The sequence below is a fragment of the Anaerosphaera aminiphila DSM 21120 genome, from assembly GCF_900129925.1.
Classification (GTDB): domain Bacteria; phylum Bacillota; class Clostridia; order Tissierellales; family Peptoniphilaceae; genus Anaerosphaera; species Anaerosphaera aminiphila.
The window spans coordinates 137,061-160,016 of the sequence record NZ_FQXI01000001.1 but is presented as its reverse complement, the minus strand read 5'-3'; the positions used below and the strand labels follow the sequence as shown (position 1 = coordinate 160,016).

Annotated in this window: 27 protein-coding genes and 1 tRNA gene; 21 read left to right on the top strand and 7 right to left on the bottom strand. The window is 28.9% G+C overall.

Translation table 11 applies throughout. The features are described 5' to 3' along the window. The first annotated feature begins 21 nt into the window (after nucleotides 1-21). The 3 genes from rsmD to BUB47_RS00800 are packed head-to-tail and all read left to right on the top strand — an operon-like array spanning nucleotide 22 to nucleotide 1,488. Nucleotides 22-567 carry a 16S rRNA (guanine(966)-N(2))-methyltransferase RsmD gene (gene rsmD / locus BUB47_RS00810; RefSeq protein ID WP_073182852.1) on the top strand — a complete coding sequence of 182 codons (546 nt, stop codon included), beginning with the start codon at nucleotides 22-24 and terminating at the stop codon, nucleotides 565-567. Beyond that, complete coding sequence (gene coaD, locus BUB47_RS00805; protein ID WP_073182851.1) at nucleotides 564-1,046, top strand: pantetheine-phosphate adenylyltransferase; 483 nt, start codon at nucleotides 564-566, stop codon at nucleotides 1,044-1,046. Before rsmD ends, coaD begins: the two co-directional genes overlap by 4 nt. 1 nt (nucleotide 1,047) lies before the next feature. Further along, a complete protein-coding gene (locus BUB47_RS00800) occupies nucleotides 1,048-1,488 on the top strand; it encodes an ATP synthase subunit B family protein (RefSeq protein WP_073182849.1) in 441 nt (146 codons plus the stop codon). Nucleotides 1,489-1,502: 14 nt separating this feature from the next. Here the strand turns inward: BUB47_RS00800 and BUB47_RS00795 are convergent, their stop codons facing one another. Beyond that, a complete protein-coding gene (locus BUB47_RS00795; RefSeq protein ID WP_073182847.1) occupies nucleotides 1,503-2,678 on the bottom strand; it encodes a tRNA(Met) cytidine acetate ligase in 1,176 nt (391 codons plus the stop codon). Nucleotides 2,679-2,838: 160 nt separating this feature from the next. Between BUB47_RS00795 and BUB47_RS00790 the strand changes: the two genes are divergently transcribed. The 10 genes from BUB47_RS00790 to BUB47_RS00745 all read left to right on the top strand — a co-directional run bounded on the left by BUB47_RS00790 (nucleotide 2,839) and on the right by BUB47_RS00745 (nucleotide 10,879). Further along, on the top strand, nucleotides 2,839-4,038 hold the full coding sequence (locus tag BUB47_RS00790; RefSeq protein ID WP_073182845.1) for an acetate kinase: 1,200 nt from the start codon (nucleotides 2,839-2,841) through the stop codon (nucleotides 4,036-4,038). Nucleotides 4,039-4,167: 129 nt separating this feature from the next. Beyond that, nucleotides 4,168-4,692 carry a YceD family protein gene (locus BUB47_RS00785; RefSeq protein ID WP_073182844.1) on the top strand — a complete coding sequence of 175 codons (525 nt, stop codon included), beginning with the start codon at nucleotides 4,168-4,170 and terminating at the stop codon, nucleotides 4,690-4,692. 2 nt (nucleotides 4,693-4,694) lie between these two features. Then, entirely contained in the window at nucleotides 4,695-4,874 is a 180-nt protein-coding gene (rpmF, locus tag BUB47_RS00780; RefSeq protein ID WP_073182842.1) for a 50S ribosomal protein L32, read from the top strand. Between the two features lie 240 nt (nucleotides 4,875-5,114). Beyond that, the gene (locus BUB47_RS00775; protein WP_073182840.1) at nucleotides 5,115-6,611 is read left to right on the top strand and encodes a DUF1538 domain-containing protein; all 1,497 of its coding nucleotides are present in this window, start codon (nucleotides 5,115-5,117) and stop codon (nucleotides 6,609-6,611) included. 4 nt (nucleotides 6,612-6,615) lie between these two features. After that, nucleotides 6,616-7,272: a P-II family nitrogen regulator gene (locus tag BUB47_RS00770; RefSeq protein WP_073182839.1), complete on the top strand. Its 657-nt coding sequence runs from the start codon at nucleotides 6,616-6,618 to the stop codon at nucleotides 7,270-7,272. 125 nt (nucleotides 7,273-7,397) lie between these two features. Beyond that, nucleotides 7,398-8,138, top strand: coding sequence for a YebC/PmpR family DNA-binding transcriptional regulator (locus BUB47_RS00765; RefSeq protein ID WP_073182837.1), 741 nt, complete (start codon nucleotides 7,398-7,400; stop codon nucleotides 8,136-8,138). Between the two features lie 2 nt (nucleotides 8,139-8,140). Next, complete coding sequence (locus BUB47_RS00760; RefSeq protein ID WP_073182835.1) at nucleotides 8,141-8,761, top strand: flavodoxin family protein; 621 nt, start codon at nucleotides 8,141-8,143, stop codon at nucleotides 8,759-8,761. Continuing rightward, a complete protein-coding gene (gene deoC, locus BUB47_RS00755; protein ID WP_073183387.1) occupies nucleotides 8,739-9,395 on the top strand; it encodes a deoxyribose-phosphate aldolase in 657 nt (218 codons plus the stop codon). The genes BUB47_RS00760 and deoC overlap by 23 nt, the downstream gene beginning before the upstream one ends. Next, complete coding sequence (gene lgt, locus BUB47_RS00750; RefSeq protein WP_073182833.1) at nucleotides 9,385-10,128, top strand: prolipoprotein diacylglyceryl transferase; 744 nt, start codon at nucleotides 9,385-9,387, stop codon at nucleotides 10,126-10,128. The genes deoC and lgt overlap by 11 nt, the downstream gene beginning before the upstream one ends. Before the next feature lies 1 nt (nucleotide 10,129). Beyond that, nucleotides 10,130-10,879, top strand: coding sequence for a metallophosphoesterase (locus tag BUB47_RS00745; RefSeq protein ID WP_073183385.1), 750 nt, complete (start codon nucleotides 10,130-10,132; stop codon nucleotides 10,877-10,879). Between the two features lie 83 nt (nucleotides 10,880-10,962). Here BUB47_RS00745 and BUB47_RS00740 read toward each other — a convergent pair whose 3' ends face one another. Next, complete coding sequence (locus BUB47_RS00740; protein ID WP_073182831.1) at nucleotides 10,963-12,195, bottom strand: aminopeptidase; 1,233 nt, start codon at nucleotides 12,193-12,195, stop codon at nucleotides 10,963-10,965. A gap of 96 nt (nucleotides 12,196-12,291) precedes the next feature. Here BUB47_RS00740 and BUB47_RS00735 point away from each other — a divergent pair, with 96 nt between their 5' ends. Next, a complete protein-coding gene (locus BUB47_RS00735) occupies nucleotides 12,292-12,939 on the top strand; it encodes a helix-hairpin-helix domain-containing protein (protein WP_073182829.1) in 648 nt (215 codons plus the stop codon). Between the two features lie 53 nt (nucleotides 12,940-12,992). Beyond that, a tRNA-Trp gene (locus BUB47_RS00730) sits at nucleotides 12,993-13,068 on the top strand. Nucleotides 13,069-13,152: 84 nt separating this feature from the next. Here BUB47_RS00730 and BUB47_RS00725 read toward each other — a convergent pair. The 3 genes from BUB47_RS00725 to BUB47_RS00715 all read right to left on the bottom strand — a co-directional run bounded on the left by BUB47_RS00725 (nucleotide 13,153) and on the right by BUB47_RS00715 (nucleotide 15,331). Then, complete coding sequence (locus BUB47_RS00725; RefSeq protein WP_073182827.1) at nucleotides 13,153-13,485, bottom strand: DUF898 family protein; 333 nt, start codon at nucleotides 13,483-13,485, stop codon at nucleotides 13,153-13,155. A gap of 287 nt (nucleotides 13,486-13,772) precedes the next feature. After that, on the bottom strand, nucleotides 13,773-14,303 hold the full coding sequence (locus tag BUB47_RS00720) for a hypothetical protein (protein ID WP_073182826.1): 531 nt from the start codon (nucleotides 14,301-14,303) through the stop codon (nucleotides 13,773-13,775). Between the two features lie 104 nt (nucleotides 14,304-14,407). Next, nucleotides 14,408-15,331 (bottom strand): ribonuclease H-like domain-containing protein, encoded by a 924-nt coding sequence (locus BUB47_RS00715; protein ID WP_073182824.1) that lies wholly within the window; start codon nucleotides 15,329-15,331, stop codon nucleotides 14,408-14,410. Nucleotides 15,332-15,403: 72 nt separating this feature from the next. On the opposite strand from BUB47_RS00715, the gene BUB47_RS00710 reads away from it, so the two are divergent. Genes BUB47_RS00710 through BUB47_RS00695 form a run of 4 tightly spaced genes read left to right on the top strand, consistent with a single transcriptional unit; the run spans nucleotide 15,404 to nucleotide 19,165 of the window. Beyond that, a complete protein-coding gene (locus tag BUB47_RS00710) occupies nucleotides 15,404-16,552 on the top strand; it encodes a cysteine desulfurase family protein (protein WP_073182823.1) in 1,149 nt (382 codons plus the stop codon). Between the two features lie 4 nt (nucleotides 16,553-16,556). Continuing rightward, a complete protein-coding gene (thiI, locus tag BUB47_RS00705; protein ID WP_073182821.1) occupies nucleotides 16,557-17,732 on the top strand; it encodes a tRNA uracil 4-sulfurtransferase ThiI in 1,176 nt (391 codons plus the stop codon). A gap of 1 nt (nucleotide 17,733) precedes the next feature. Further along, nucleotides 17,734-18,288 carry a LemA family protein gene (locus tag BUB47_RS00700; protein ID WP_073182819.1) on the top strand — a complete coding sequence of 185 codons (555 nt, stop codon included), beginning with the start codon at nucleotides 17,734-17,736 and terminating at the stop codon, nucleotides 18,286-18,288. 28 nt (nucleotides 18,289-18,316) lie between these two features. Further along, the gene (locus BUB47_RS00695; protein ID WP_073182818.1) at nucleotides 18,317-19,165 is read left to right on the top strand and encodes a TPM domain-containing protein; all 849 of its coding nucleotides are present in this window, start codon (nucleotides 18,317-18,319) and stop codon (nucleotides 19,163-19,165) included. Nucleotides 19,166-19,246: 81 nt separating this feature from the next. On the opposite strand, the gene BUB47_RS00690 is transcribed toward BUB47_RS00695, so the two are convergent. Continuing rightward, on the bottom strand, nucleotides 19,247-19,786 hold the full coding sequence (locus tag BUB47_RS00690; protein ID WP_073182816.1) for an NADPH-dependent FMN reductase: 540 nt from the start codon (nucleotides 19,784-19,786) through the stop codon (nucleotides 19,247-19,249). 262 nt (nucleotides 19,787-20,048) lie between these two features. Here BUB47_RS00690 and BUB47_RS00685 point away from each other — a divergent pair, with 262 nt between their 5' ends. Further along, a complete protein-coding gene (locus tag BUB47_RS00685) occupies nucleotides 20,049-20,540 on the top strand; it encodes an ECF transporter S component (protein WP_073182814.1) in 492 nt (163 codons plus the stop codon). A gap of 169 nt (nucleotides 20,541-20,709) precedes the next feature. On the opposite strand, the gene ychF is transcribed toward BUB47_RS00685, so the two are convergent. After that, complete coding sequence (gene ychF / locus BUB47_RS00680; protein WP_073182812.1) at nucleotides 20,710-21,804, bottom strand: redox-regulated ATPase YchF; 1,095 nt, start codon at nucleotides 21,802-21,804, stop codon at nucleotides 20,710-20,712. Between the two features lie 263 nt (nucleotides 21,805-22,067). Here ychF and BUB47_RS00675 point away from each other — a divergent pair, with 263 nt between their 5' ends. Beyond that, entirely contained in the window at nucleotides 22,068-22,955 is an 888-nt protein-coding gene (locus tag BUB47_RS00675; RefSeq protein ID WP_073182810.1) for an ATP-binding cassette domain-containing protein, read from the top strand. Nucleotide 22,956: the final 1 nt, after the last annotated feature.

Genomic DNA, 22,956 nt, shown 5'->3' with positions numbered 1-22,956 from the left:
TAGAGTAAATTTGGGGGTATAATGAGAGTAATATCAGGAACTAATAGAGGGTTGAAACTAGACACTTTAAAAGGTGAAAATACTAGGCCAACTGAAGATAGAATAAAAGAAAATGTATTTAATTTATTAGGTCAAAACTTTTATAATACTAATGTATTAGATCTTTTTTCAGGAAGTGGTTCAATAGGAATTGAGTTTTTATCTAGAGGTGCTGAAAAATCTTACTTTGTAGACAATAGCCTAGAGGCAATAAACGTCATTAAAAAAAATGTAAAAAAGGCAAAATTAGAAGATAAATCACTTATTTTTAAATCTGATGCTCTTACGTTTTTAATGAAATACAGTGACGAAAAGTTTGACTATATTTACTTAGATCCTCCATATAAAAATGTAAACTTATATTTAAAGGTTGTGGAATATATTTCTAAAAAGAATATTTTAAAAGATACCGGTTATATTGTAATAGAACAAGATAGCTCAATTTCTTTAAATATAGAAGATTATTTAAAAATAGTAAAGTCAAAAAAATATGGAAATACTTCAATAGGAGTTTGGCAATTAAAATGAAAGTTATATATGCTGGCAGTTTTGACCCCGTGACAAATGGACATTTAGATATTATACTTAGAGCTAGAAATATTTTTGGAGAAGTTGTTGTAGCTGTTTTAGAAAATAAAAACAAACAAGCTATGTTTTCTATAGATGAGAGATTAGATCTTTTAGGAGAAGTTTTAAAAGATGAGGAAAACATAGAAATAGATTCCTTTCAAGGACTATTAGTAGACTATGCAAAAAGTAAAAAATGTCGTACAATTGTAAGAGGAATACGTTCTGCACAAGATTATGAGAACGAACACATTTTAGCAAGAGCTAATATGTATTATAAAGAAGGAATTGAAACAGTTTTTTTATTGGCATCAAATGAAAATTTATTTGTAAGTTCAACACTTGCCAAAGAAGTGGCACAATTTAATGGCGATTTGTCTATTTTTGTACCGAAGCTAGTTGGTAAGGCTATGATAGATAAAATAAAAGGGGGCAATTAATATGGATTTATTAGAGTTGATTGAAGAGCTTGAAGATTTAGTTGAAACATCAAGTCAAATTCCGTTGACAGGAAAAGTAATGTTAGACAGAGAGGAATTTCTAGAAATTATAAACGATATGAAAAATGATATTCCAAGTGAACTAAAAGAGGCAAAACAAATATGTGCTGATAGAGGTACAATAATTCAAAATGCACAATCTGAAGCAGATAAAATTTTGACAGGAGCTAAAGCTCATGCAGAAGAAGTTATCTCTGAAGATGAATTAGTTTTAAAGGCAAATGAAAGAGCTTCAGATATACTTAAGCACGCAAATGAAGAATCTCTACAAATAAGAGAAGGTGCTAGAGATTATGCAGATGAACTCCTTGAAAACACTCAAGTGAAACTTTCTGATATAATAAAAATGTTAAATGAAAATAGACAAGAACTTAGAGGTTAAACTCCAAGTTCTTTTTATTTGAAAATTAATAAATTTTTAAAATAATCTTCATTATAGTTTTTATTTTGATTTAAGTTATATATATTAGTTACAAAACTTTCTTTAAGTGCAATTTTCTTTCTAATGTCATTATCGGGTAGAGAATTTATATTTGAAAACTTATCTATTACTAAGTTTTCTTTTTTTATCTCCCTTATTATTTTAAATCCTGTTTCATTGGAAGCAAGTATTCTAATATAGGGAAGGGTAAAACTATCAGCTATTAAACTTTTTTCTATTCCAAGAAGTATTTGAGTAATTAATCTGGAAATTCTGGAATTAGTGTACCTTTTTGAAGATACTAAATTTATAAACTCGCTAATATTATTGGATTCAATAAATTTAAAAAATCTGTTTTCCAGACCATTTTCATAGTCAAAATAATTAGAATAGTCTATGTCATTTTTTAAAATCATATATTTAAATATATTAAAATAATTGTTGAGTTCATTATAATGCAGTTCTTTTAAATTATCATAAGAGTTAATAGGAATAAATTTTTTACACTCTTCAATATTTCCACCTATTAGCATTTCCCTAATATTTGATGCAGAAGAAAAAGTACCTCTAGTTATATCTGAGTTGTGTTCTACATTTTTTCTTTGAATAGATATTGGATTAATAGTAGACTTAAAACTTTTAAGAGATTTTAAATATTCTATAGCTAAAATATTATTTGGCCTTCTGAGTATGCTAAGTTGTTTAGTATTTAAAAAGCTATAGGCTGATTCTCTAGCTCTTAAAAAAGAAGAGCCTTTTTTTAGTTCAGCTTTTATAGCTTCATCAACAGTATCTTTTTTATTGTCAATTAACTGAACTATTTCAATTAAGCTGGATAACTCATCTTCACTTCCAAAAAACAAATTGTCGACAATTCCCAGAGAATTTAATATAAATATAGAACCCTTGGAAAAAATTTCGGCATTGGAAGTCGAATAAATAGCCGGAAGTTCAATTACTAAATCAACTCCGTTTTTTATTGCAATTTCACTTCTGTCAAATTTATTTATAATTGCAGGCTGACCTCTTTGAGTAAAGGAAGAGCTCATTATTACAATTACTGAGTATCCCAATTCTTTAATTTTATCAATTTGATATTTATGTCCATTGTGAAATGGATTGTATTCTGCTACAATTGCTGCAATTTTCATTTGTTTTCCCCATTAATATTATTTATAATTATATTATATATTAAAGTACAGATTAGTGTTAATGTAAATTATACAATTGTGATTTCATATTAATGCAATACTGTACGAAAATATTTGAGTTGTGTTATAATAAAAAGGAATAATATTGTAGGAGGAATTTATGAACATTTTAGTTATTAATTGTGGTTCATCTTCTTTAAAATATCAATTAATTGATATGGATGGAGAAAATGCCATTGCCAAAGGACTTGTTGAAAGAATAGGAATAGAAGGTTCACGTGTAAAGCATGAAACTATAGGAAAAGAAAAACAGGTAATTGAAGAGCCTATGTCTGATCATAGAAAAGCTTTAGAATTAGTTATGGGGGCTTTAGTTAACCCTGAATATGGAGCAGTTAAATCTCTTGATGAAATTGGAGCGGTAGGACATAGGGTTGTCCATGGAGGAGAGGACTTCTCCGCTAGTGTAGTAATTGATGAAAAAGTTATGAAAGCAATTGAAAAAAATATTGAGCTAGCACCTTTACACAATCCACCTAATATTATGGGGATTGAAGCATGTCAAAAGTTATTGCCAAATATTAAACAAGTTGCAGTTTTTGATACGGCATTTCACCAAACAATGTCACCTGAAAACTATATATATGCAATACCTTACGAATACTACGAAAAACACAAAATACGTAGATATGGATTTCACGGAACATCACATATGTACATTACCAACAAAACTGCAGAAATATTAAATAAAAATGTAGAAGATATAAATTTAATTACTTGTCACTTGGGAAATGGTTCAAGTATTTCAGCAATTAAAAATGGAAAGTCTATTTGTACTTCAATGGGACTTACTCCACTTGAAGGACTTCCAATGGGAACTAGAAGTGGAAATATAGACCCTGCAATAGTTACATTTTTAATGGATAAAGAAAATTTAAATACTGAAGAAATATCTAATGTTTTAAATAAAGAGTCTGGAGTTTTTGGAATCAGTGGTGTTAGTTCTGACTTTAGAGATATTGAAGATGCTGCAGCCGATGGAAATAAAAGAGCTCAGTTAGCTTTGGATATATTTGAAGAGAATGTTGCTAGATTTATAAGTGCATATATGACAGAATTTAAAAGCATTGAAGATATAGATGCAATTGTATTTACTGCTGGGTTGGGAGAAAATTCACCGGAAACTAGAGAACATATAATTAATAAATTATCAATTTTTGGTTTAGAAATTGACGAAAATAAAAACAATGTAAGAGGAAAAGAGACAATTGTATCCTCAGAAGAATCTTCATCAAAAGTAATTGTAGTTCCTACTGATGAAGAACTTATGATAGCTAGAGATACTCTTAAACTTATTTAATTATATATTTGTATGCACCAATATATTCACTTTTAAATTATAAATAGTGAAACTATTGGTGCATTTAAATTGACAATATTTTTTAAATATTGTATAATTACTTGCATTGGTTTTTAAAGGTGGAGAAAAATGAAGCTTGATATAAAAGATTTTTTGCAAAGTCCAGATTATAGTATGGAATTTGAAGGTCAACTAATAGAGCAAAATAGTCACTATGATATAGATGATTTAAACTTAATTATGCCAATTGACTATTCAGGAACAGTATTTAATTTGGGAAATGAAATATTACTTGATTTGTGTGTGAAATATAAGTATAATACACAGTGTGATAGATGTCTTAAACCAATGGTGGAAATAGTTGAGACAAACCTAGAGGCTCATTTTTTTAAGAACCTTGAAGAAGTATTTGAAGATGAAGCAAGTATAGAGTACTTTGAATTAGAAGATAGTCAAATATTTTTAGATGACTTAATTATTTCACAAATAATAACATCTATTCCTTTTAAAAGTTTATGCGATGAAAATTGCAAAGGAATTTGCCCAAAATGTGGTAAAAACTTAAATGAAGGATCTTGTAATTGTAACGAAGAACTTGAAATAGATCCAAGATTAGGAAAACTAATGGATTTATTTAATGATGAGGAGGTGTAACAATGGCAGTACCAAAGAGAAAAACTTCAAAGCAAAGAAGAAACAAAAGAAGAGCATCTTCTTATAGATTAAATAAAGTAACTTTAGTTGAATGCCCTAATTGCCATGAAACTAAGATGCCGCATAGAGTATGCCCAAGCTGTGGTTACTATGATGGAAAAGAAGTTATAGCAATGGATTAATAAAAGCTTCCTTATGATAGGAAGTTTTTTTATTACATAAAATATTTTGTTTTAAAATAATGATTTGTGATTTTCTTGACTACTTATTAAATGTTAAGTACAATTATTTAAACAATAAGTTTATGTTCTTATTTAATATTCAAATTTATAAATAATAATTTATTATTTTTTGATTTAAAAATTCAGAAAAGTATTTGAAATTTGTAGTTTATATTAAATTAGTAAAGAGGAGTGATAAAATTGGATGTTTTACTTTCTAAAGTTAAAGAAGTATTATCTTCTGTACTTCCTATTGTACTAATAGTAATAGTTTTGCACTTTACATTAATTCCACTGGACAATACTGTATTTATTAAATTTTTAGTGGGATCTATATTAATAGTAATTGGGTTATCTATATTTTTAATAGGGGTGGACATAGGGCTTACTCCCATTGGAAATAATATGGGAAGTTCTATAACAAAGACAAATAAATTGTGGTTTGTAGTAGCTGCAGGGCTCGTTCTTGGATTTTTTATTTCAATAGCCGAGCCGGATTTACACATACTTGCAGATCAAGTTCAAATAGCTACTATGGGAGCTACTACTAAGTGGGCTATAGTAATAGTAGTTTCTATAGGGGTAGCAGCTATGATTTCTATAGGATTTGTTCGTATTGTTCACAAAATAAAATTAAATAGAGTGCTAATATTTGCATATGGTTTTATATTATTATTGGGTATGTTTGCATCACCTGAATTTTTAGCAATAGCTTTTGATGCATCAGGAGCGACAACAGGAGCTTTAACAGTTCCATTTATATTGGCATTGGCTGCTGGGGTAGCTTCTCTAAATAGAGATAGTAAGTCTTCAGAAGAAGATAGCTTTGGTTTGGTTGCTTTGGCATCTAGTGGTGCTATAATGGGAGTTTTAGTAATGGATATTTTATTAAAAAACTCCAATTCCCTAGAGGTAGCAAGTCCAATAATAAGTACAGTTGGTGCTGAAACTTTAAATTCTAATTTTTTAAAACCATTTTTTGAAATAATACCTAAAATAACATATGAAGTATTTTTATCTTTATTTCCAATAGTTGTAGTGTTTTTAATATATCAAAAGAAAACTTCGATTTTATCAAAGAATCGCGTTAGAAGTATTATGTTTGGTATTTTATTTACTTTTCTAGGATTGATTATATTTTTAGTAGGAGTAAACGCAGGATTTATGGATGTGGGTAGAATAATTGGAAATGATATTGCTAAAATGAACAATTTTTATATAATAGCACTTGGATTTATACTTGGATTTGTAACTATACTTGCAGAGCCCGCAGTACACGTATTAACGAGACAAATAGAAGATGTCACAAGTGGGTATGTAAATAAGAAAATTGTGCTAATTACACTATCTATTGGCGTTGGTGTAGCTGTTGCACTATCGGTGGTAAGACTTTTAATTCCGGAGTTGCAATTGTGGCACTATCTCTTACCGGGATATATTATTTCTATAGTTATGACATTTTTTGTTCCAAATTTATTTGTAGGAATAGCCTTTGATTCAGGAGGAGTTGCTTCAGGGCCAATGACAGCAACGTTTATCTTGGCGTTTATACAGGGAATTGCTGAGGCTATGGGAAGTACAGGTGGATTAATGGATGGATTTGGAATGATAGCAATGGTTGCAATGACACCTCTTATAGCTATACAAATTTTAGGTGTAGTGTTTAAAATAAAGTCTAAAAAACAAGGAGTTGAATAATTTTATGAATACTGAAATTAATGAACTTGAAATAATTTATGCAATAGTAAATTGTGGACTGGGAAGTAAAATTTTGCACACTGCCAAAGGTCATGGAATAAGCGGTGGAACTATTTTTTTAGCTAGGGGAACTGCTAATAATCAAATTTTAAAATATTTGGGATTATGTGATATTAGAAAAGAAATAGTCGTAATGGTTTCAAAAAAAAGTGTAGTTAGTAAAGTTATTGATATTTTAGATAAAGTATTTTTATTCGAGAAACCAAATCATGGAATAGTATTTACTATGCCAATTAATGATGTTGTGGGAATAAAAAAACTTGAGGGAACAAATAGAAATATAGTAGAGGGTGAAATAATGTACCATACAATTACAGTAATAGTTGATAGAGGAAAAGCGGAACAGGTAATTGATGCAGCTGTAAAAGCAGGATCAAAGGGTGGAACTATTGTAAACGGAAGAGGATCAGGAATTCACGAAGTCAGTAAACTCTTTTCAATGGAAGTCGAACCGGAAAAAGAAATAGTGCTTATACTTTCTGAGTCAGATAATACTGATAATATAGTTTCATCTATAAGAAAAGATTTGGAGATAGATAAAGCAGGGAATGGAATTATTTATATTCAAAATGTAAATCAAACATTTGGAATTCATAAATAGAAAAAAGGATCTATAGCTATAGATCCTTTTTTAATTTATACTGTTGGCGATAATGAAATATTAAGGTAACTATGATAAAATAATTGTCTAGGTAAAATTAAAAGAAATTGAAAGGTGTGTAAATAATGGCAGGTCATTCCAAGTGGAATAATATAAAAAATAAAAAGGGAAAAGAAGATGCAAAAAGAGGTCAGGTTTTTACTAAACTTGGTCGATATATAATGGTAGCGGCTAGAGATGGTGGGGCAGATCCTGAATATAATGCTGCACTAAAAGTTGCAATAGATAAGGCAAAAGCAGAGAATATGCCAAATGACAACATTGAAAGAGCTATAAAAAAGGGAACTGGCGAAGGTGCAGAAGATAATTTTGAAGAAATTATCTATGAAGGCTATGGACCAAATGGAATAGCTGTTATGGTTCAGTGTTTAACCGATAATAGAAATAGAACTGCGCCAGATGTTAGACATGCTTTTGATAAATACGGTGGAAATCTTGGGCAACCAGGGTGTGTGTCATTTATGTTTGATAAAAAAGGACAACTTGGAATTGAAAATACAGATACTATAGATGGGGAAGAGCTAATGATGAGCGCTATAGATTTAGGTGCAGAAGACGTTATTGAGTCTGAAGATGTATTTGAAATCTTAACAGAACCAGAAAACTATCACATTGTTAGAAATGGTCTAGAAGAATTAGGCTATGAATTTATTCAATCAGATATAACTTATATTCCTCAAAACTATACAAAACTTGAAGATGAAGAAGACATTAAAAAAATGGATAAACTAATTGAAATATTAGAAGATAATGATGATGTACAAGAAGTTTATACTAACTGGGAAGAATCTGGAGAGGATGAATAATTTTGAAAATTGTTGCAATAATGGGGAGCTCTAGAAAAAAATCTAATACTGACAATTTACTTGAGATGTTTTTAAATAAATATAATTTGAATAAAGAAGATTTAACTAAGTATGTATTGAAAGATTTAGATTATAAATATTGTCTCTCTTGTTATAATTGTGCTAGAACTTCAAAGTGTATCTTAAAAGATGATGTAACAGGAATATATCCACTGTTAGAAGATGCTGATTTAATAATATTTGCAACTCCTATTTATTATAATAGTGTGACAACTCTTTCAAAGGCATTTATAGATAGAATGCAAGTATACTGGTCTCGTAAGTTTGTTTTAAAATTAGACCCACCAAGAGAAAAACACGGTGTGGCATTAATTAATGGTGGAGCCTTTAAACAAGAAAATCAATTTTTAGGCTCTGAATTAGTTTTTGATCATTTTTTTAAATCACTAGGCTGTAAAATACGTACATTTGTAGAAGTTTCAAATACTGATGACTGTCCAATTGATGATAAAAATGAACAGTTGGTAGAAATGCTTGATGGGTTAGAATTTGACTTAAAAAAAGACAATCATTGCGTGCTAAGTGGAGGTAAAATTGAATATGGAAATAAACAGAGTAATTGACCATACACTTTTAAAACCAGAAGCAAGTAGAGTACAAATCAAGAAGCTATGTGAAGAGGCGTTAAAATATAACTTTAAATCTGTGTGTATAAATCCATATTGGGTGAGTTATGCTAAAGAAATTTTAAAAAATACTGAAGTGTTAGTTTGTACAGTAGTAGGATTTCCACTAGGAGCTAATACAACTGCATTGAAAGCTTTTGAAACTAATGAGGCTGTAAAAAATGGAGCCGATGAAATAGATATGGTAATAAATATTGGACTTTTAAAAAACGGAGAGTTAAATTTAGTTAAATCTGACATTAGTGAAGTAGTAAAGGCTGCTCAAGGCAAGTGTGTAAAAGTAATACTTGAAACTTGTCTTTTAAGTAATACTGAAATTATAAGTGCATGTGAGATTTCAGAAAGAGCTGGTGCAAATTTTGTCAAAACTTCTACAGGATTTAATGTATTAGGAGCTAAGATTGAAGATGTTAAACTAATGAAAAATACAGTGGGAAATAAATTAGAAGTAAAGGCTTCAGGTGGAATTAGAGATTTAAAAACAGCAAGAGAAATGCTAGATGCTGGTGCAACTAGACTTGGAGTAAGTGCAGGAGTTCAAATTATGGAGGAATTAAAAAATGAATATTAATTCTACAGCATTTACTATATTTAATATAGAAGTTAAATGGTATGGCATCTTAATTGCATTAGGTGCCTTTCTTGCAATTTACTTTGCAGGAAAGTTGGCTAAAAGAGCTGGGCTCTATGATGACGTTGTAATTGACTTTGCCTTTTTAGCGATACCATTTGGAATAGTAGGAGCAAGATTATACTATGTAATATTTGAATGGGATTATTATTCAGCTTATCCACTGGAAATAATTAATATAAGAAATGGTGGACTGGCAATATATGGTGGAATAATAGCTGGAATAATTGTTGGATACTTTTTTTCAAAGTGGAAAAAAATAAATTTTCTCACACTAGCTGACTGTGCAATGCCAGGTGTTAGTCTTGCTCAGGGAATTGGTAGATGGGGTAATTTTATTAATGGAGAAGCTCATGGAGGTCCTACAAATTTACCATGGGGAATTTTAGTAAATGGACAAAAAGTTCATCCAACGTTTTTATATGAATCTATTTTGGATATAGGAATTTTTATATTTTTGTACTTTTATTTGTCTAAACACAAAAAGTTTGAAGGTCAATTATTTATGTATTATTTAATAATATATGGAATTGGAAGATTTTTAATTGAAGGATTGAGAACAGATTCTCTCTATATTGGGCCTATAAGAGCATCTCAATTAGTTAGTTTAATTATGATTGTAGTTGGAGTTTCATATACAATATATAAATATAAAAAAGCTGATGAAATTTAATATGAAAATATTATTTATTATTTTAATTATTTACATGCTATTTGAAATAATTTACTTTAAGGAAGATTTGATAACAATTAAATCTAAGAAGATAAATTCAAATTTTAAAATAATTCAAATTTCAGATTTTCACGATAGTAAGCTTATAAATTTAAAAAGACTTAAAAAATCTATAGATAAATTTAATCCGGATATAATAGTTTTAACAGGAGATTTAATAAATAGATACACAAAAAAATATGAAAATATTGAAAACTTATTAAAATCTATTGAAGGATATAAAGTGTTTTTTGTTGAAGGAAATCATGAAATTGACAATCCAGATAAAATTATTTACAAAGTATTAGAAGAAAATAATATAGTAAATCTGTCAAAATCCAGTGTGAGTTTAAACATTAAATCTCAAAAAATAAATTTATATGGAAACAGTTTTGGAAAACACAATGTGGTAAATAGAAAGTTAAACTTGGAAGAATATAATATTCTATTGTCCCATAATCCCAATGACTTTTTAAAAAAGCAAGAGGGTTTTGACTTGGTACTGTCAGGACACACTCATGGCGGTCAAGTTAGAATTCCTTACTTTGGCCAAATAGTAGACCATGGAATGAAGTTTTTTCCGAAATATAGTAAAGGTTTATATGATGTGTCAAATACAAAACTATATATAGATTCAGGACTGGGGCAGAGTTTGCCTATTAGAATATTTAACAGAGTATCCTATACAAATATAACTATAAGTGCAAAATAAAAACAGCTTATCTGTGTACAAGAACCACAACATTAAACAGTTGAGGGAATATACAAAAGATAGCTGTTTTTTTTATTTATATTTTATATGGAAAAGTTTCCATTTTTAAAAATTTCAATTTCTCTATTATCTTTAGTTACGCCAATAATATTTGTAGTTTCGTCTCCAACCATAAAATCTACGTGAACTAAAGAATCGTTGGCTCCATTTTCCAAAAGTTCCTTTTCACTCATAGATTCGCCACCTACAATACAGGTTGGATATGCTTTTCCAAGAGCAAAGTGGCAAGATGCGTTTTCATCATAAAGGGTATTAAAAAATAGTATATTAGTATCAGAAATAGGAGATTTATATGGAACGAGTGCAATTTCACCAAGTCTCTTTGAACCATCATCAGTATTTAAAAGATTTTTTAAAGTTTCATATCCCTTTTTAGCATTAAAGTCTATTACTACACCATCTTGAAATTTTAAGTAAAAATTATCTATAATATTGCCATTATAATTTAATGGCTTAGTGTTATATACAATTCCATTAACTTTATTTCTATGGGGCATTGAAAAAACTTCTTCCGTAGGCATATTCGCTATAAACTCTTCATTGTATCGATTGTATTCACTAGCACCTGCAAATATATAATTTTCAGGCATTCCCACAGTTAGATTAGTTCCATTTGTAGAGGAGTAGTGAAAGGACTTGAATTGCTGTTTATTTAAAAAGTTAGACCAATTTTTTAAACTTTCAACGTGAATATCCCAAGATTTACTAGGATTATCATCAGATAATCTCACAGTATAAAAAATCATATCCCATAATTTTTTTAAAGCCTCTTCTTCATCTAAATTTGGAAATACAACTTTAGCCCATGATTTAGTTGCAGCTCCAACAACGCACCAAGATACTTCATTATTCATTAGCTTAGCGTTGACATCTTTTAGTGCCTTGGACGAAGCAATTACTGATGCATTAATTTTATCAGGATTTACTGAAGATAAAATATTCGGATCATCACCAACTATTGATAATATTTTAGCTTTTTTATCCATGTAGTAGTTTTGTTCATCAACAAAGTGTTTAGGAATATCGGTTAGTGTTTCAATGGTAGCATTGTCATATCTTATTTTTGAAAGTTCTTGGTTTCTATAGTTAACTTTAACATCTTTAGCGCCAAATTTATAAGCAGTTTCAGCCACTATATTTATAAACTTATAATTTTCCACTTCTCCTCTAATTATTAAAATATCATTACTTTTAATATTTAACCCTTTTTTAATAATTAGATTAGCATATTTATTTAAATTATCTAAAAAAGACATATAATCACCTCTTAAAGATTATAACATAACTTGAAAGAGCGAGAATTATATTATAAAATAAATTATAATAAAGTTGTAAATCTAAGGAGGTTCTTTATGAAAAATTTAAGTTCAAGAGAAAAACAAATTATTGCACTACTGGCTGTAGTTTTAATAGTTTTTCTAGCTTCTATTTTTAAAGACAATTTTTTAGATAAGCAGGCAAGCTCTTTAGCTGAAAATAATAAACAAAACTTAGAAGTAGTAAATTTAAATAGTGATTTAAATAATAAGTTTAATGGAGTTGAAGATACAGAAAAAATTATTCAAAAGGAAAATTCAACTATTTATGTTCATGTCTGTGGCAGAGTGAAAAATCCGGGTTTAGTTGAACTTAGTGGAGAGTCTAGAGTTATTGATGCTGTAAATAAAGCTGGAGGCCTCTATGATGATGCAGATATTGACAATATAAATTTAGCGAAAAAGGTTTCAGACGAAGAGAGAGTTTACATACCGGCAATTGGTGAAATTGTTGAAAGTAGTGAAGGAGGTATTTCTACAGAAAATAATAATAGTAAAATAAATATTAATACGGCAGATAAAAATTTACTTCAAACTCTTCCGGGAGTAGGTGAAAAAACAGCTGAAAAGATAATTAAGCATAGGGAAACTAATTCATTTAAAGAAATAGATGACTTAAAGAGTGTGCCTGGCATAGGTGATAAAAAATTTGATGAATTGAAGGACTATATTGCTGTAAATTAAAAAAACACTTGATATTTCACCGCTTATTTGTTAAACTAAATATTGTTGTGAATAGGGGTATAGTTCAGTTGGTAGAACACTGGTCTCCAAAACCAGGTGCCGTGGGTTCGAGTCCTGCTACCCCTGCCAATAAAAAGCTTGTAATCTTAATGGTTACAAGCTTTTTACTTTTTATAAATTTAATTATATTATATTTTTAAAAAAAATTTCTTATTAATTTATTGTATGGGTGTGCTTTACTATCCATTGTTTTAATTTTATACTTAACCAAAATCCATAAATTCCAAATGTTACAATTGTAAGTAAAAACCACTTTATCCAGTTTCCAAATAATTGCATAGCAGTACCATCAAAGTAAAGTCTCTTACCGTCAATAATGGTATGTTTTGTCTCCCAGTCATAAATCATACATAGCGCCCAAGGGTAGCATATTCCAAATGTAAAGACTGTAATTAAAAGGCCAATGATTCTCCAGCCTATAAGTTGTAACAAACCACCATCAAAGTACGATTGGCTATAATAGTTCGTAACATAATTTTCTTCCATAATTCCTCCTGATGTAGTAAATTTTTGTATCTAATAAGACCATTATATTTTATCTTCTTATCTACATTAACAGTATACGTGAATAAAATTTCTAAGACAATATAAAATTGTATAGTTTAAAGGTGATTTTGTTATAAACCTTGTAATTTACGAGTTGTATGATACAAGTGATTATTAATTAATATGTAGAAATTATAAAGGTTAAAATATATAGAAACCAATTTAAATTAAATAAAAAAATAATCTCTGGCTAGTTTCTATCTAACCAAAGATTATTTTAATAAATACTACTTTTGATCTTTAAAACCTTCTCTTATAACTTTGTATTCTCCAGTTTCCGGATTTAAATCGTATACATTAAAGTTGTTTTTTATATCAAATCCATCATAATGTGTAGCAAGGTTAATAGATGCAGAACCTTCATCTCCACTTAAAATCCTATGAAAAACGCCTACAGGCCATACTAGAACAGCTCCACCTTCAAAAACTACTTTTCCATTATGAGTAATTTTATTTGGTTCAACTGTAAATTTTTCTACTTTTCCATGTGCTTGTGTGTATATTTCTACATATCTTGTTCCCTGTAATACAATTAAGTTGTCATCTTGGCTTTTATGCATATACCAAGGTCTTTCAATATCACCAACAGAACCTGGAGATATAGCACCGGCTTTGTGTAAAACTCTGTCCACGGCATCTATTTTTGGAACCATACTTTCAACCATTACATCAAAGTTTACACCTTCAGTTTTTCTGAATTCTTTTAGTTTAATAATTTTGTATAGTCCTTCAACTTCGTCAATTATATAATCTTTCATAACTATCACTCCTCCTATAAGATTAAGATATTTTTTATATACCCCTTCAAAGTATAAAGATATCAAAATGAAGTGATATACTAATATTAAATGTAAGGATAGTGTCAGTCAAATGTATTTTTTAATATACTGAATATTAAATTATATACATTATCATATAGAATTTCATTAACAGATAAAATTAATATTTCCTCAGGTGACGGAATATTTGATTTGTTTTCTATGTTAAAAAAATTTTTCTTTAAAATAAAATTACAATAATTGATATTGTCATATAGTGCTTTTTGAGTTTCAACTTTAATTGTAAATAAATTATTTTCTATAGTCAGTTCATAATTAAATAAATTAAATAAAATAGAGTCAGCTATAGATGTGGAACCTTTCACGATTAAATAATTATTCACCATTTTGATTTTATCAATATTAAAAATGTCACTGTTAACTTTTAATGTGAGTTTATCATTTAATTCCTCTACAATTTTTAAACTTTGCACTAGGCCCAATACATCATCTCTATTGTGTATGACCATTTCTTCAATTAGAGAACTATCTTTAGATATTAAGTATTCTCTATGTTTTTTTACAATTTCTCCTCCGCTGATAAACTCACTTCGTTCAAGATTTAAATATTCTTCAATGGTTTTTTGCTTGTAGTTGTCTAAGTTTAGCAAGTACTTATAATTTAATATATATTTATATAAGTCAAAGTTTATAGCGTTATCTAATTGAATGTTATAAATTTTTTTCCGCTTATTGATAAAGGGAATATCAAAAGAATCCCCATTATAAGTTATTATTTTTTTCTCATTTAAGTTAAAATTATTTAAAATATCAATTTCATCTTTTAAATCTTCTGCAAATAATATACTGATTTTAGCATTTTCTTTTATTTCACAAGTACAAATTGAAATAATAGAGTTTTTTTCTCTTGAAAATCCTGTAGTTTCTATGTCTAAAGCTATATAATTGCCAAAATTATTTAAAATATATTCATCTTTTATAGTAAAATCATATATAAATTCTTTCAATTTTAAATTACCACCTTTAATTTATTTTAATTGTAATCTATAATAGTAATATTGACAATAAGAGGGGATAATATGATTTATTTAGATAATTGTGCTACAACAAAACCTAGAAGAGAAGTTGTGGATGTTGTGGTTAAAGCTTTAACAGAAGATTTTGCAAATCCATCTTCACTTCACAGTCTTGGATTTGAGGTTGAAAAAGAAATAGAAATATCTAGGAAAAACATAGCGGATTTAATAAATTCTAATCCATCAGAAGTTTATTTTACTTCCGGAGGAACTGAAGGGAATAATATAGCCATTAATGGCCTTATAAATAAAAATACTAGATTGGGAAATAAAATAATTACAACAAGTATTGAGCATTCTTCTGTCTTAGATAAGATGAGATCTTACAGAGATAAGGGGTTTGAAGTTGTTGAAATTGGGGTAGATAGGTATGCAAATTTAGACACAAATAAATTGTATAGTTCAATAGATAGTAATACTATTTTACTTAGTTTATCTCATGTTAATAATGAAATTGGAACTATAAATGAACTTGAAGAAATAGTAAAAAAAGTTAAATCTATTAATGAAAATATATTAGTTCATGTAGATGGCGTTCAAGCTTTTGGAAAGATTCCAGTAGATGTTAAAAAAATAAATTGTGACACTTACTCTGCAAGTGGCCATAAAATATATGGACCCAAGGGGATAGGGGCACTGTATATAAAAAACTCTGTACAAATTAAGCCCTTGGTTCTAGGCGGTGGTCAAGAAAAGGGAATTAGGTCAGGAACTGAAAATGTACCTGGAATTTTAGGGTTGGGAAAGGCAGCAGAGTGTGTAAATAATAATTTTAAATGTGAATACGAACATGCTGTTGAAATAAAACAATATTTAATTGAAAAAATTAGAAATTCTATAAAAGATTTTGAATTTAACAGTCCTAAAAACTCATCTCCCTATATACTCTCTATTTCCATTAGAGATACTAGGGCGGAAGTTTTACTTCACTATTTAGAACAAGATGAAATATATATATCTACAGCTTCTGCGTGTACATCAAATGGCACACATAAGAGTCATGTTTTAAGTGAATTAAAAATAGATGATTCTCTGGTTGAGGGAACTATAAGAGTTTGTATATCAAAGGATATCAGTAAGAAGGACATTGATGAATTTGTAGAGAGATTAACAGTGTATGTAAATGAAATACGAGAAATAATGAAAAGGTGATTTAATGGAAAGAGTTATAAGTGTAAGTTTAGGTGAAGTGGTTTTAAAAGGGAAGAATAGAAAACACTTTGTAGATAAAATAATAGGACAAATTAGAAAGGCAATAGCTGATATAGGTTTTAATAAAATATATAAAGAAATGGGAAAGATATATATTGAAGCTGATTACAAAAATTTTGATATTATTATTGAAAGAGTTAGTCATGTTTTTGGAATTATATATATTAGCCCATGTGTTAAAGTGGAAAAAGAATTTAGTGAAATAGAAAAAGCAATAAAGTTGTTAGTTGAAGAGAAATTAGAAAAAGAACCTTCAATAAAAACCTTTAAAGCTCTTACAAAGAGATCAGATAAAAATTTTCCACTTAAATCTACAGAGATTAATAATAAAATTGGAGGTTACGTATTAAAAAACTTTCCTTTAAAAGTAGATGTTCATAATCCGGGCTTATATATATATTGTGATATAAAGACAAGTTGTTATATATATTTAGAAAGAGTTAGAGCTTATGGTGGAATGCCGGTGGGTACAAATGGCAGAGGATTGCTTTTATTATCAGGAGGTATAGATTCTCCTGTTGCTGGATTTTTAATGGCTAAAAGAGGCGTACAAGTAGATGCAATACACTTTCATTCCTATCCTTTCACATCTGATAGGGCAGAAGAAAAAGTTTTAAATTTAGCTAAAATTATATCCACATATACGGGAAATATGACAGTTTATTCTGTAAATTTATTGCCCATACAAAAAGAAATTAATAAAAATTGTTCAGAAAGAGAAATGACTATAATTTCAAGAAAATTTATGGTTAGAATTGCAGATAAACTATCAGAAAAATTTGGCTATGATTCTATGATTACTGGTGAAAGTTTAGGGCAAGTAGCATCTCAAACTATAGATGGATTAAATGTGACAAATAGAGTTACAGATAGGTTGATTTTTAGACCATTAATAGGAATGGACAAAGTTGACATAATAGAGTGGTCAAAGAAAATTGGAACTTACGAAACTTCTATATTGCCCTTTGAAGATTGTTGTACTGTTTTTTTACCTAAGCATCCATCTTTAAGGCCGCAAGTAGAAGATATAGAAAAATCTGAAGAAGTTTTAGATATAGAATATTTAGTAAATGAAGCTGTTGAAAATATGAAAATTGTAAAAATTAAACAGGAGGTTTAATGTGAAAAAAGTTATTGCAGTTATTTTGGCTATAGTAGTAGTCTTAGGAGCGTTAATAGTTCCAAAATATAACAAGTTAGTTAAATTGGATAATGAGGTGGATGCTTCTTTTGCTCAAGTACAAGTTGTAGTTAAAAGACGTGCTGACTTAATACCTAATTTAGTAGAAACTGTAAAGGGATATGCTACTCATGAAGAAGAAACTTTTCAAAATATTACAGAAGCTAGAGCGGGAATAAGTTCAGCTAACAATATAGATGAACTTTCAAAGGCAAATGATGAACTTACAAGTGCGATTAGTAGATTAAATTTTGTAGTAGAAAACTATCCTGAATTAAAAGCCAATCAAAACTTCTTAGATTTACAAGCACAATTAGAAGGCAGTGAAAATAGAATATCTACAGAAAGAGGAAGATATAACGAAACTGTAAAAGAGTACAATCAAGCTGTTAGATCATTTCCTATGAACATGTTTGCTGGAATCTTTGGGTTTGATAAAAAAGATTACTTTGAAATTTCAGAACAAGATCAAGAAGTCCCAGGAGTTAACTTTTAATTAAAATATTGTCTAGAAGAGGAAATTTATGAAATTAAAAAAAGGTTTAATACTTGTCCTATCTATGGTTTTAATGTTTGCATCGAGTGCATTTGCCTATAGCATTGGCAATATAGTTGATAAAAGTGAATCTGACTACAATGTATATGATGAAATGAATATATTAACTGAACAAAATAGAGCATATATTAACAATACCAATGAAGATTTAAAGAACAAAACAGGTGGGCAAATAGTAATAGTAGTTTTAAAATCTCTTGGTGAAAATAACATTAATGAATATGCAACTGAACTATTTTCTCAATGGGGAATAGGCGATGAAAAAGAAGATAATGGGGCTCTATTATTAATTTCAATTGGAGATGGGGAAATTTGGATTGAACCAGGATATGGAACCGAAGGATTTATACCTGATATAACAGCTAAACAGATTTATAGAAATATTGTATCTTACTTTCCAGCGGGAGATACAACAGGAGAGAATAAAGAAGCTTATAGAGCGGGAATAATGGAAGGTTATAATGAAATTTTATCTTGTTATATTGAAGAATATAATATAACAATAGATGAAAGTGTTAAACCGAAAAATGGACTATCAGAAGAATCAGAATTTAACTTTAGTGAAATAGTAAAAATAATGCTTGTATTAATTGTTGTTATTTCTATAGTAAGTTCCTTTAACAAACCTAAAGGCGGAAGAAAAAATAAAAAGTTTTATGATGACGATGATTTTTTCCCTCCTTTTTTCGGAGGCTTTGGAGGTTTTTCTGGAGGTGGACATTCTAGAGGTGGAGGCTTTTCTGGAGGTTCCAGAGGAGGCGGATTCTCCGGAGGCGGAGGACGCTCCGGTGGTGGTGGAGCCGGCGGGAAGTGGTAATTATTAATTTAGTGTATTTATAAGTAAACTAAAAATAAAACTCTTAGTATTAAAACTTATACTAAGAGTTTTATTTTTTTATTAAATTTCATTTTTTTTAATGTAATCAGTAAATTTTTCAAATCCCTTTATTAAAGATTTAGCTTTATCTTCTAAAAGTTTTCCATCCTCAATACTGTCTTGAATTTTTGGAAAATAAACTTCTATCCTAGGAACTACTATAGATTGCAGACCGTTTGAACGCATAATCTGCCTTAAATGTCCTTGAGATCTTATTGTGCCCCAATGTCCTGTAGATCCACCTGTAATCATAACGGGCTTGTTTGTATAGACTCTATTTCCTCTGGAACACCAGTCTAAGTAATTTTTTAATACAGCGGGAACAGAATAGTTGTTTTCAGGTGTAACAAGCACAATGCCATCAGCCCATTCCACATCTTCTCTTGCCTTATCTACCATAGGCCAATTTTCTTTTTCAATATCTTCTGAAAAAATTGGAATTGATGAAATGTCTGTTTGTCTAATATTGTATTCATCTTTGTATTTTTCCATTAAATAATTTGCAATTATTTGATTATATGAAGCTTTTCTAATACTGCCAACTACAAATAGTATATTCATAAGTCCTCCTTTTTGTTTTCACAATTGATTTTAAAATTTTAAATTGTCACTTATAATAAATTTACCCAATATTTGAAAATATAACTCTAGTATTTTTATGCTGTTCATAATAAACTATAATTACATTAAAAATTAATATAGTTATAATTAAGCTGTTTATAAAAGTAGCGTCTATATAAGGCGTGGGTCCAGTTAATTATGAATAAAATTATTTAAATATGCTATAATATATAATTATTTATAGAAATTAGGGGGAATTTTTATGAAAATAAGAGAACTTGTATTATCAGCACTAGGTTTGGCTACTGTATACATATTGACAGTTTGCATTGCAATACCAGTTGCCGGATATGGATATATTAATGTGGGAGATGCTGCAATTTATGTGTTTTCATTTTTTGTTCCTCCTCATTTCGCCTTTCTACTTGCTGGAATAGGAAGTGCTCTAGCAGATTTGTCTCTAGGGTACAGTCACTATTTTATTTTTTCTTTAATTATTAAAGGAACTATGGGGTTTGTTGTATCTAAGTTAATTAAAAAATACTATCCAAGACAAAGTATAATTACATATTTAGTAGGTTCATCTATAGTTCTAATAGGATATTTTTTTGCAGGATGGATATTATATGGAACTTTAGCCTCAGGTTTGCTTACACTTGTTCCAAATTTAGTACAGGTAGTTGTAAGCTCTGTTCTGTCATATGTAATATTTAAAATGATTTTAAAAGACAAGGACAGTAAAACTATAAAATAAATAATATTTAAAAATAATTTATTTAAAACAAAAATATAAAGTGCCAATATTTAATTAAGTATTGGCACTTTTATATTAACTAAGAATTTTAATTTTCCTTATTGTATTTATCAGAAAGTTTGTTAAAGACTTTTTCTGTAATTTTTGATCAAAGTCCCACTACAAGATACTATACATTGAATTTAAATAGTACAACGTCTCCATCTTGCATTACATATTCTTTTCCTTCACTTCTAACAAGTCCTTTTTCTCTAGCTGCTGCCATAGAGCCGCTTTCAACTAAGTCACTATATGATATAGTATCGGCCTTTATAAAGCCTCTTTCAATATCAGTGTGAATTTTACCTGCAGCTTGTGGAGCTTTTGTGCCTTTTTTAATAGTCCAAGCACGTGTTTCCATTTGTCCAGTAGTTAAAAAACTAATAAGTCCAAGAAGTTTGTAACTAGATTTAATTAACTTATCTAATCCGGAACTGTCTAGACCAAGTTCCTCTAAAAACAATACTTTTTCATCATCATCTAGTGCTTGAATTTCCGATTCTATTTCTGCACTTATAACTACAACTTCGTCATCTTGTTTTTGAGCAAAGTCCTTAACCTCTTTTACATATTTATTATCTACTCCATCATTAAGTAAATCATCTTCAGCCACATTTGCTACATATATTACAGATTTAGAACTTAAAAGGGAGAAGTTTTTAATTAGCTTTCTTTCTTCTTCATTTAATTCAAGAGATCTGGCTGGTTTTCCACTTTCAAGTACAGCTAATAATTTTCTTAACAACTCAACTTCAGGTAACAATTTTTTATCGCTCTTTACTTGTTTTTCAGCTTTTGAAAGTCTCTTTTCAATTTGCTCTAAATCTGAGAAGATAAGTTCAAGATTAATATTTTCTATATCTCTTAAAGGGTCTACACTTCCATCAACGTGAATAATATTTTCATCATCAAAACATCTAACTACATGGACAATGGCATCAACTTCTCTAATGTTAGATAAAAATTGATTTCCTAAACCTTCACCTTTACTGGCCCCCTTTACAAGTCCAGCTATGTCAAAAAATTCAATTGTAGTATATAGTATTTTTTCAGATTTACTAATATCTGATAAAACTTTCAATCTTTCATCAGGTACGTTAACTACGCCTATATTAGGCTCTATAGTTGCAAATGGATAGTTCGCTGCTTCAGCGCCAGCTTGTGTAAGTGCATTAAAGAGTGTTGATTTGCCAACGTTTGGCAGACCTACTATGCCTAATTTCATTAAATCGCCTCATTTCATATAATAAATAAATTATAGCATATTTCAATATATTGTCCTAGTTTTTCATTACTATCGATGAGAAAAAGCATGAAAATTTTTAAATAACACAGTGAATAAAATCAAATCAAATCAATTTAAAATTTATTCTGTTAATATATGTTTCCTTTTTATATGTAGGAATTTAGGAATTAATATATAAATATTGGTTTTATAACATTCTTATAGTATAATGTGTTAAGAAATTAATTAAAGAGGTGAATGTGATGAGTGCCATAGTCATTAGTGATTTAACTAAGAGAATAGGCAAAAGAAGTGTTTTTTCAAATATCGACTTAGAAGTAATAGAAGGTGAATTTTTTGCATTATTGGGTTTAGAAGATTCAGGTAAAACAACTTTAGCAAGAATTTTATTTAATTATTTAAAACCGGCAAAAGGGACAGTTTCTATTTTTGATATGGATTCTTCAAAGGACTCAAAAGCAATAAAAGAAAGCGTTAGTTTTGTTCCGGAGGAATTATTATTTCAAGAAAATGCAAAAGTTATTAATTTACTAAAAACCACATTAAATATGCATAATTTAAAAAATTCTGAAGAAATTGATATGCTTTTAGATTATTTTAACTTAAATCCAAAATTGAGAGTTCTCGATATGGATAATAGCGAAAAGAAAATATTTTCTATAATTAATGCTTTAATTGTAAAGCCAAGACTCTTAATTATGGATGAACCAACTAAATATTTAAGTGATTCTCAAGTAGAAAAACTGTTTACTTATTTAAATGATTTAAAAGTAGAAAACTCTCTTACTTTGTTTATGTTAACAAACTCTCTATCAGAAGCTCAAAGATTTTGCGATAGAGTTGCATATTTGCATGAAGGGGAAATAAGGGGAGTAGAACAACTTAACAACAAAGCTGCAAATGATAAAATTATAAAAATATATAGCGGCATAGAAGATTTAACTCCTTTTATAAATATTGGAGCAAAAATTATAACTTCAAGTGAAGGCAATAAAATTTTATACTATGATAAAGACATGAAAAATCTTTCTAGAGTTATATATGAATGTGAAATAGATAATTATAGTATTGAAGATTCATCTCTTTCTGATAAAATAGAAGCTTATTATAGCAAGAAAGAGGAGGCTTAAA

Bases quoted from the DNA above. Each gene is read 5' to 3' on its own strand.
- rsmD (WP_073182852.1), top strand. From the start codon at position 22: ATGAGAGTAATATCAGGAACTAATAGAGGGTTGAAACTAGACACTTTA.
- coaD (WP_073182851.1), top strand. From the start codon at position 564: ATGAAAGTTATATATGCTGGCAGTTTTGACCCCGTGACAAATGGACAT.
- BUB47_RS00800 (WP_073182849.1), top strand. From the start codon at position 1,048: ATGGATTTATTAGAGTTGATTGAAGAGCTTGAAGATTTAGTTGAAACA.
- BUB47_RS00795 (WP_073182847.1), bottom strand. From the start codon at position 2,678: ATGAAAATTGCAGCAATTGTAGCAGAATACAATCCATTTCACAATGGA.
- BUB47_RS00790 (WP_073182845.1), top strand. From the start codon at position 2,839: ATGAACATTTTAGTTATTAATTGTGGTTCATCTTCTTTAAAATATCAA.
- BUB47_RS00785 (WP_073182844.1), top strand. From the start codon at position 4,168: ATGAAGCTTGATATAAAAGATTTTTTGCAAAGTCCAGATTATAGTATG.
- rpmF (WP_073182842.1), top strand. From the start codon at position 4,695: ATGGCAGTACCAAAGAGAAAAACTTCAAAGCAAAGAAGAAACAAAAGA.
- BUB47_RS00770 (WP_073182839.1), top strand. From the start codon at position 6,616: ATGAATACTGAAATTAATGAACTTGAAATAATTTATGCAATAGTAAAT.
- BUB47_RS00765 (WP_073182837.1), top strand. From the start codon at position 7,398: ATGGCAGGTCATTCCAAGTGGAATAATATAAAAAATAAAAAGGGAAAA.
- deoC (WP_073183387.1), top strand. From the start codon at position 8,739: ATGGAAATAAACAGAGTAATTGACCATACACTTTTAAAACCAGAAGCA.
- lgt (WP_073182833.1), top strand. From the start codon at position 9,385: ATGAATATTAATTCTACAGCATTTACTATATTTAATATAGAAGTTAAA.
- BUB47_RS00745 (WP_073183385.1), top strand. From the start codon at position 10,130: ATGAAAATATTATTTATTATTTTAATTATTTACATGCTATTTGAAATA.
- BUB47_RS00740 (WP_073182831.1), bottom strand. From the start codon at position 12,195: ATGTCTTTTTTAGATAATTTAAATAAATATGCTAATCTAATTATTAAA.
- BUB47_RS00735 (WP_073182829.1), top strand. From the start codon at position 12,292: ATGAAAAATTTAAGTTCAAGAGAAAAACAAATTATTGCACTACTGGCT.
- BUB47_RS00725 (WP_073182827.1), bottom strand. From the start codon at position 13,485: ATGGAAGAAAATTATGTTACGAACTATTATAGCCAATCGTACTTTGAT.
- BUB47_RS00720 (WP_073182826.1), bottom strand. From the start codon at position 14,303: ATGAAAGATTATATAATTGACGAAGTTGAAGGACTATACAAAATTATT.
- BUB47_RS00710 (WP_073182823.1), top strand. From the start codon at position 15,404: ATGATTTATTTAGATAATTGTGCTACAACAAAACCTAGAAGAGAAGTT.
- thiI (WP_073182821.1), top strand. From the start codon at position 16,557: ATGGAAAGAGTTATAAGTGTAAGTTTAGGTGAAGTGGTTTTAAAAGGG.
- BUB47_RS00695 (WP_073182818.1), top strand. From the start codon at position 18,317: ATGAAATTAAAAAAAGGTTTAATACTTGTCCTATCTATGGTTTTAATG.
- BUB47_RS00690 (WP_073182816.1), bottom strand. From the start codon at position 19,786: ATGAATATACTATTTGTAGTTGGCAGTATTAGAAAAGCTTCATATAAT.
- BUB47_RS00685 (WP_073182814.1), top strand. From the start codon at position 20,049: ATGAAAATAAGAGAACTTGTATTATCAGCACTAGGTTTGGCTACTGTA.
- ychF (WP_073182812.1), bottom strand. From the start codon at position 21,804: ATGAAATTAGGCATAGTAGGTCTGCCAAACGTTGGCAAATCAACACTC.
- BUB47_RS00675 (WP_073182810.1), top strand. From the start codon at position 22,068: ATGAGTGCCATAGTCATTAGTGATTTAACTAAGAGAATAGGCAAAAGA.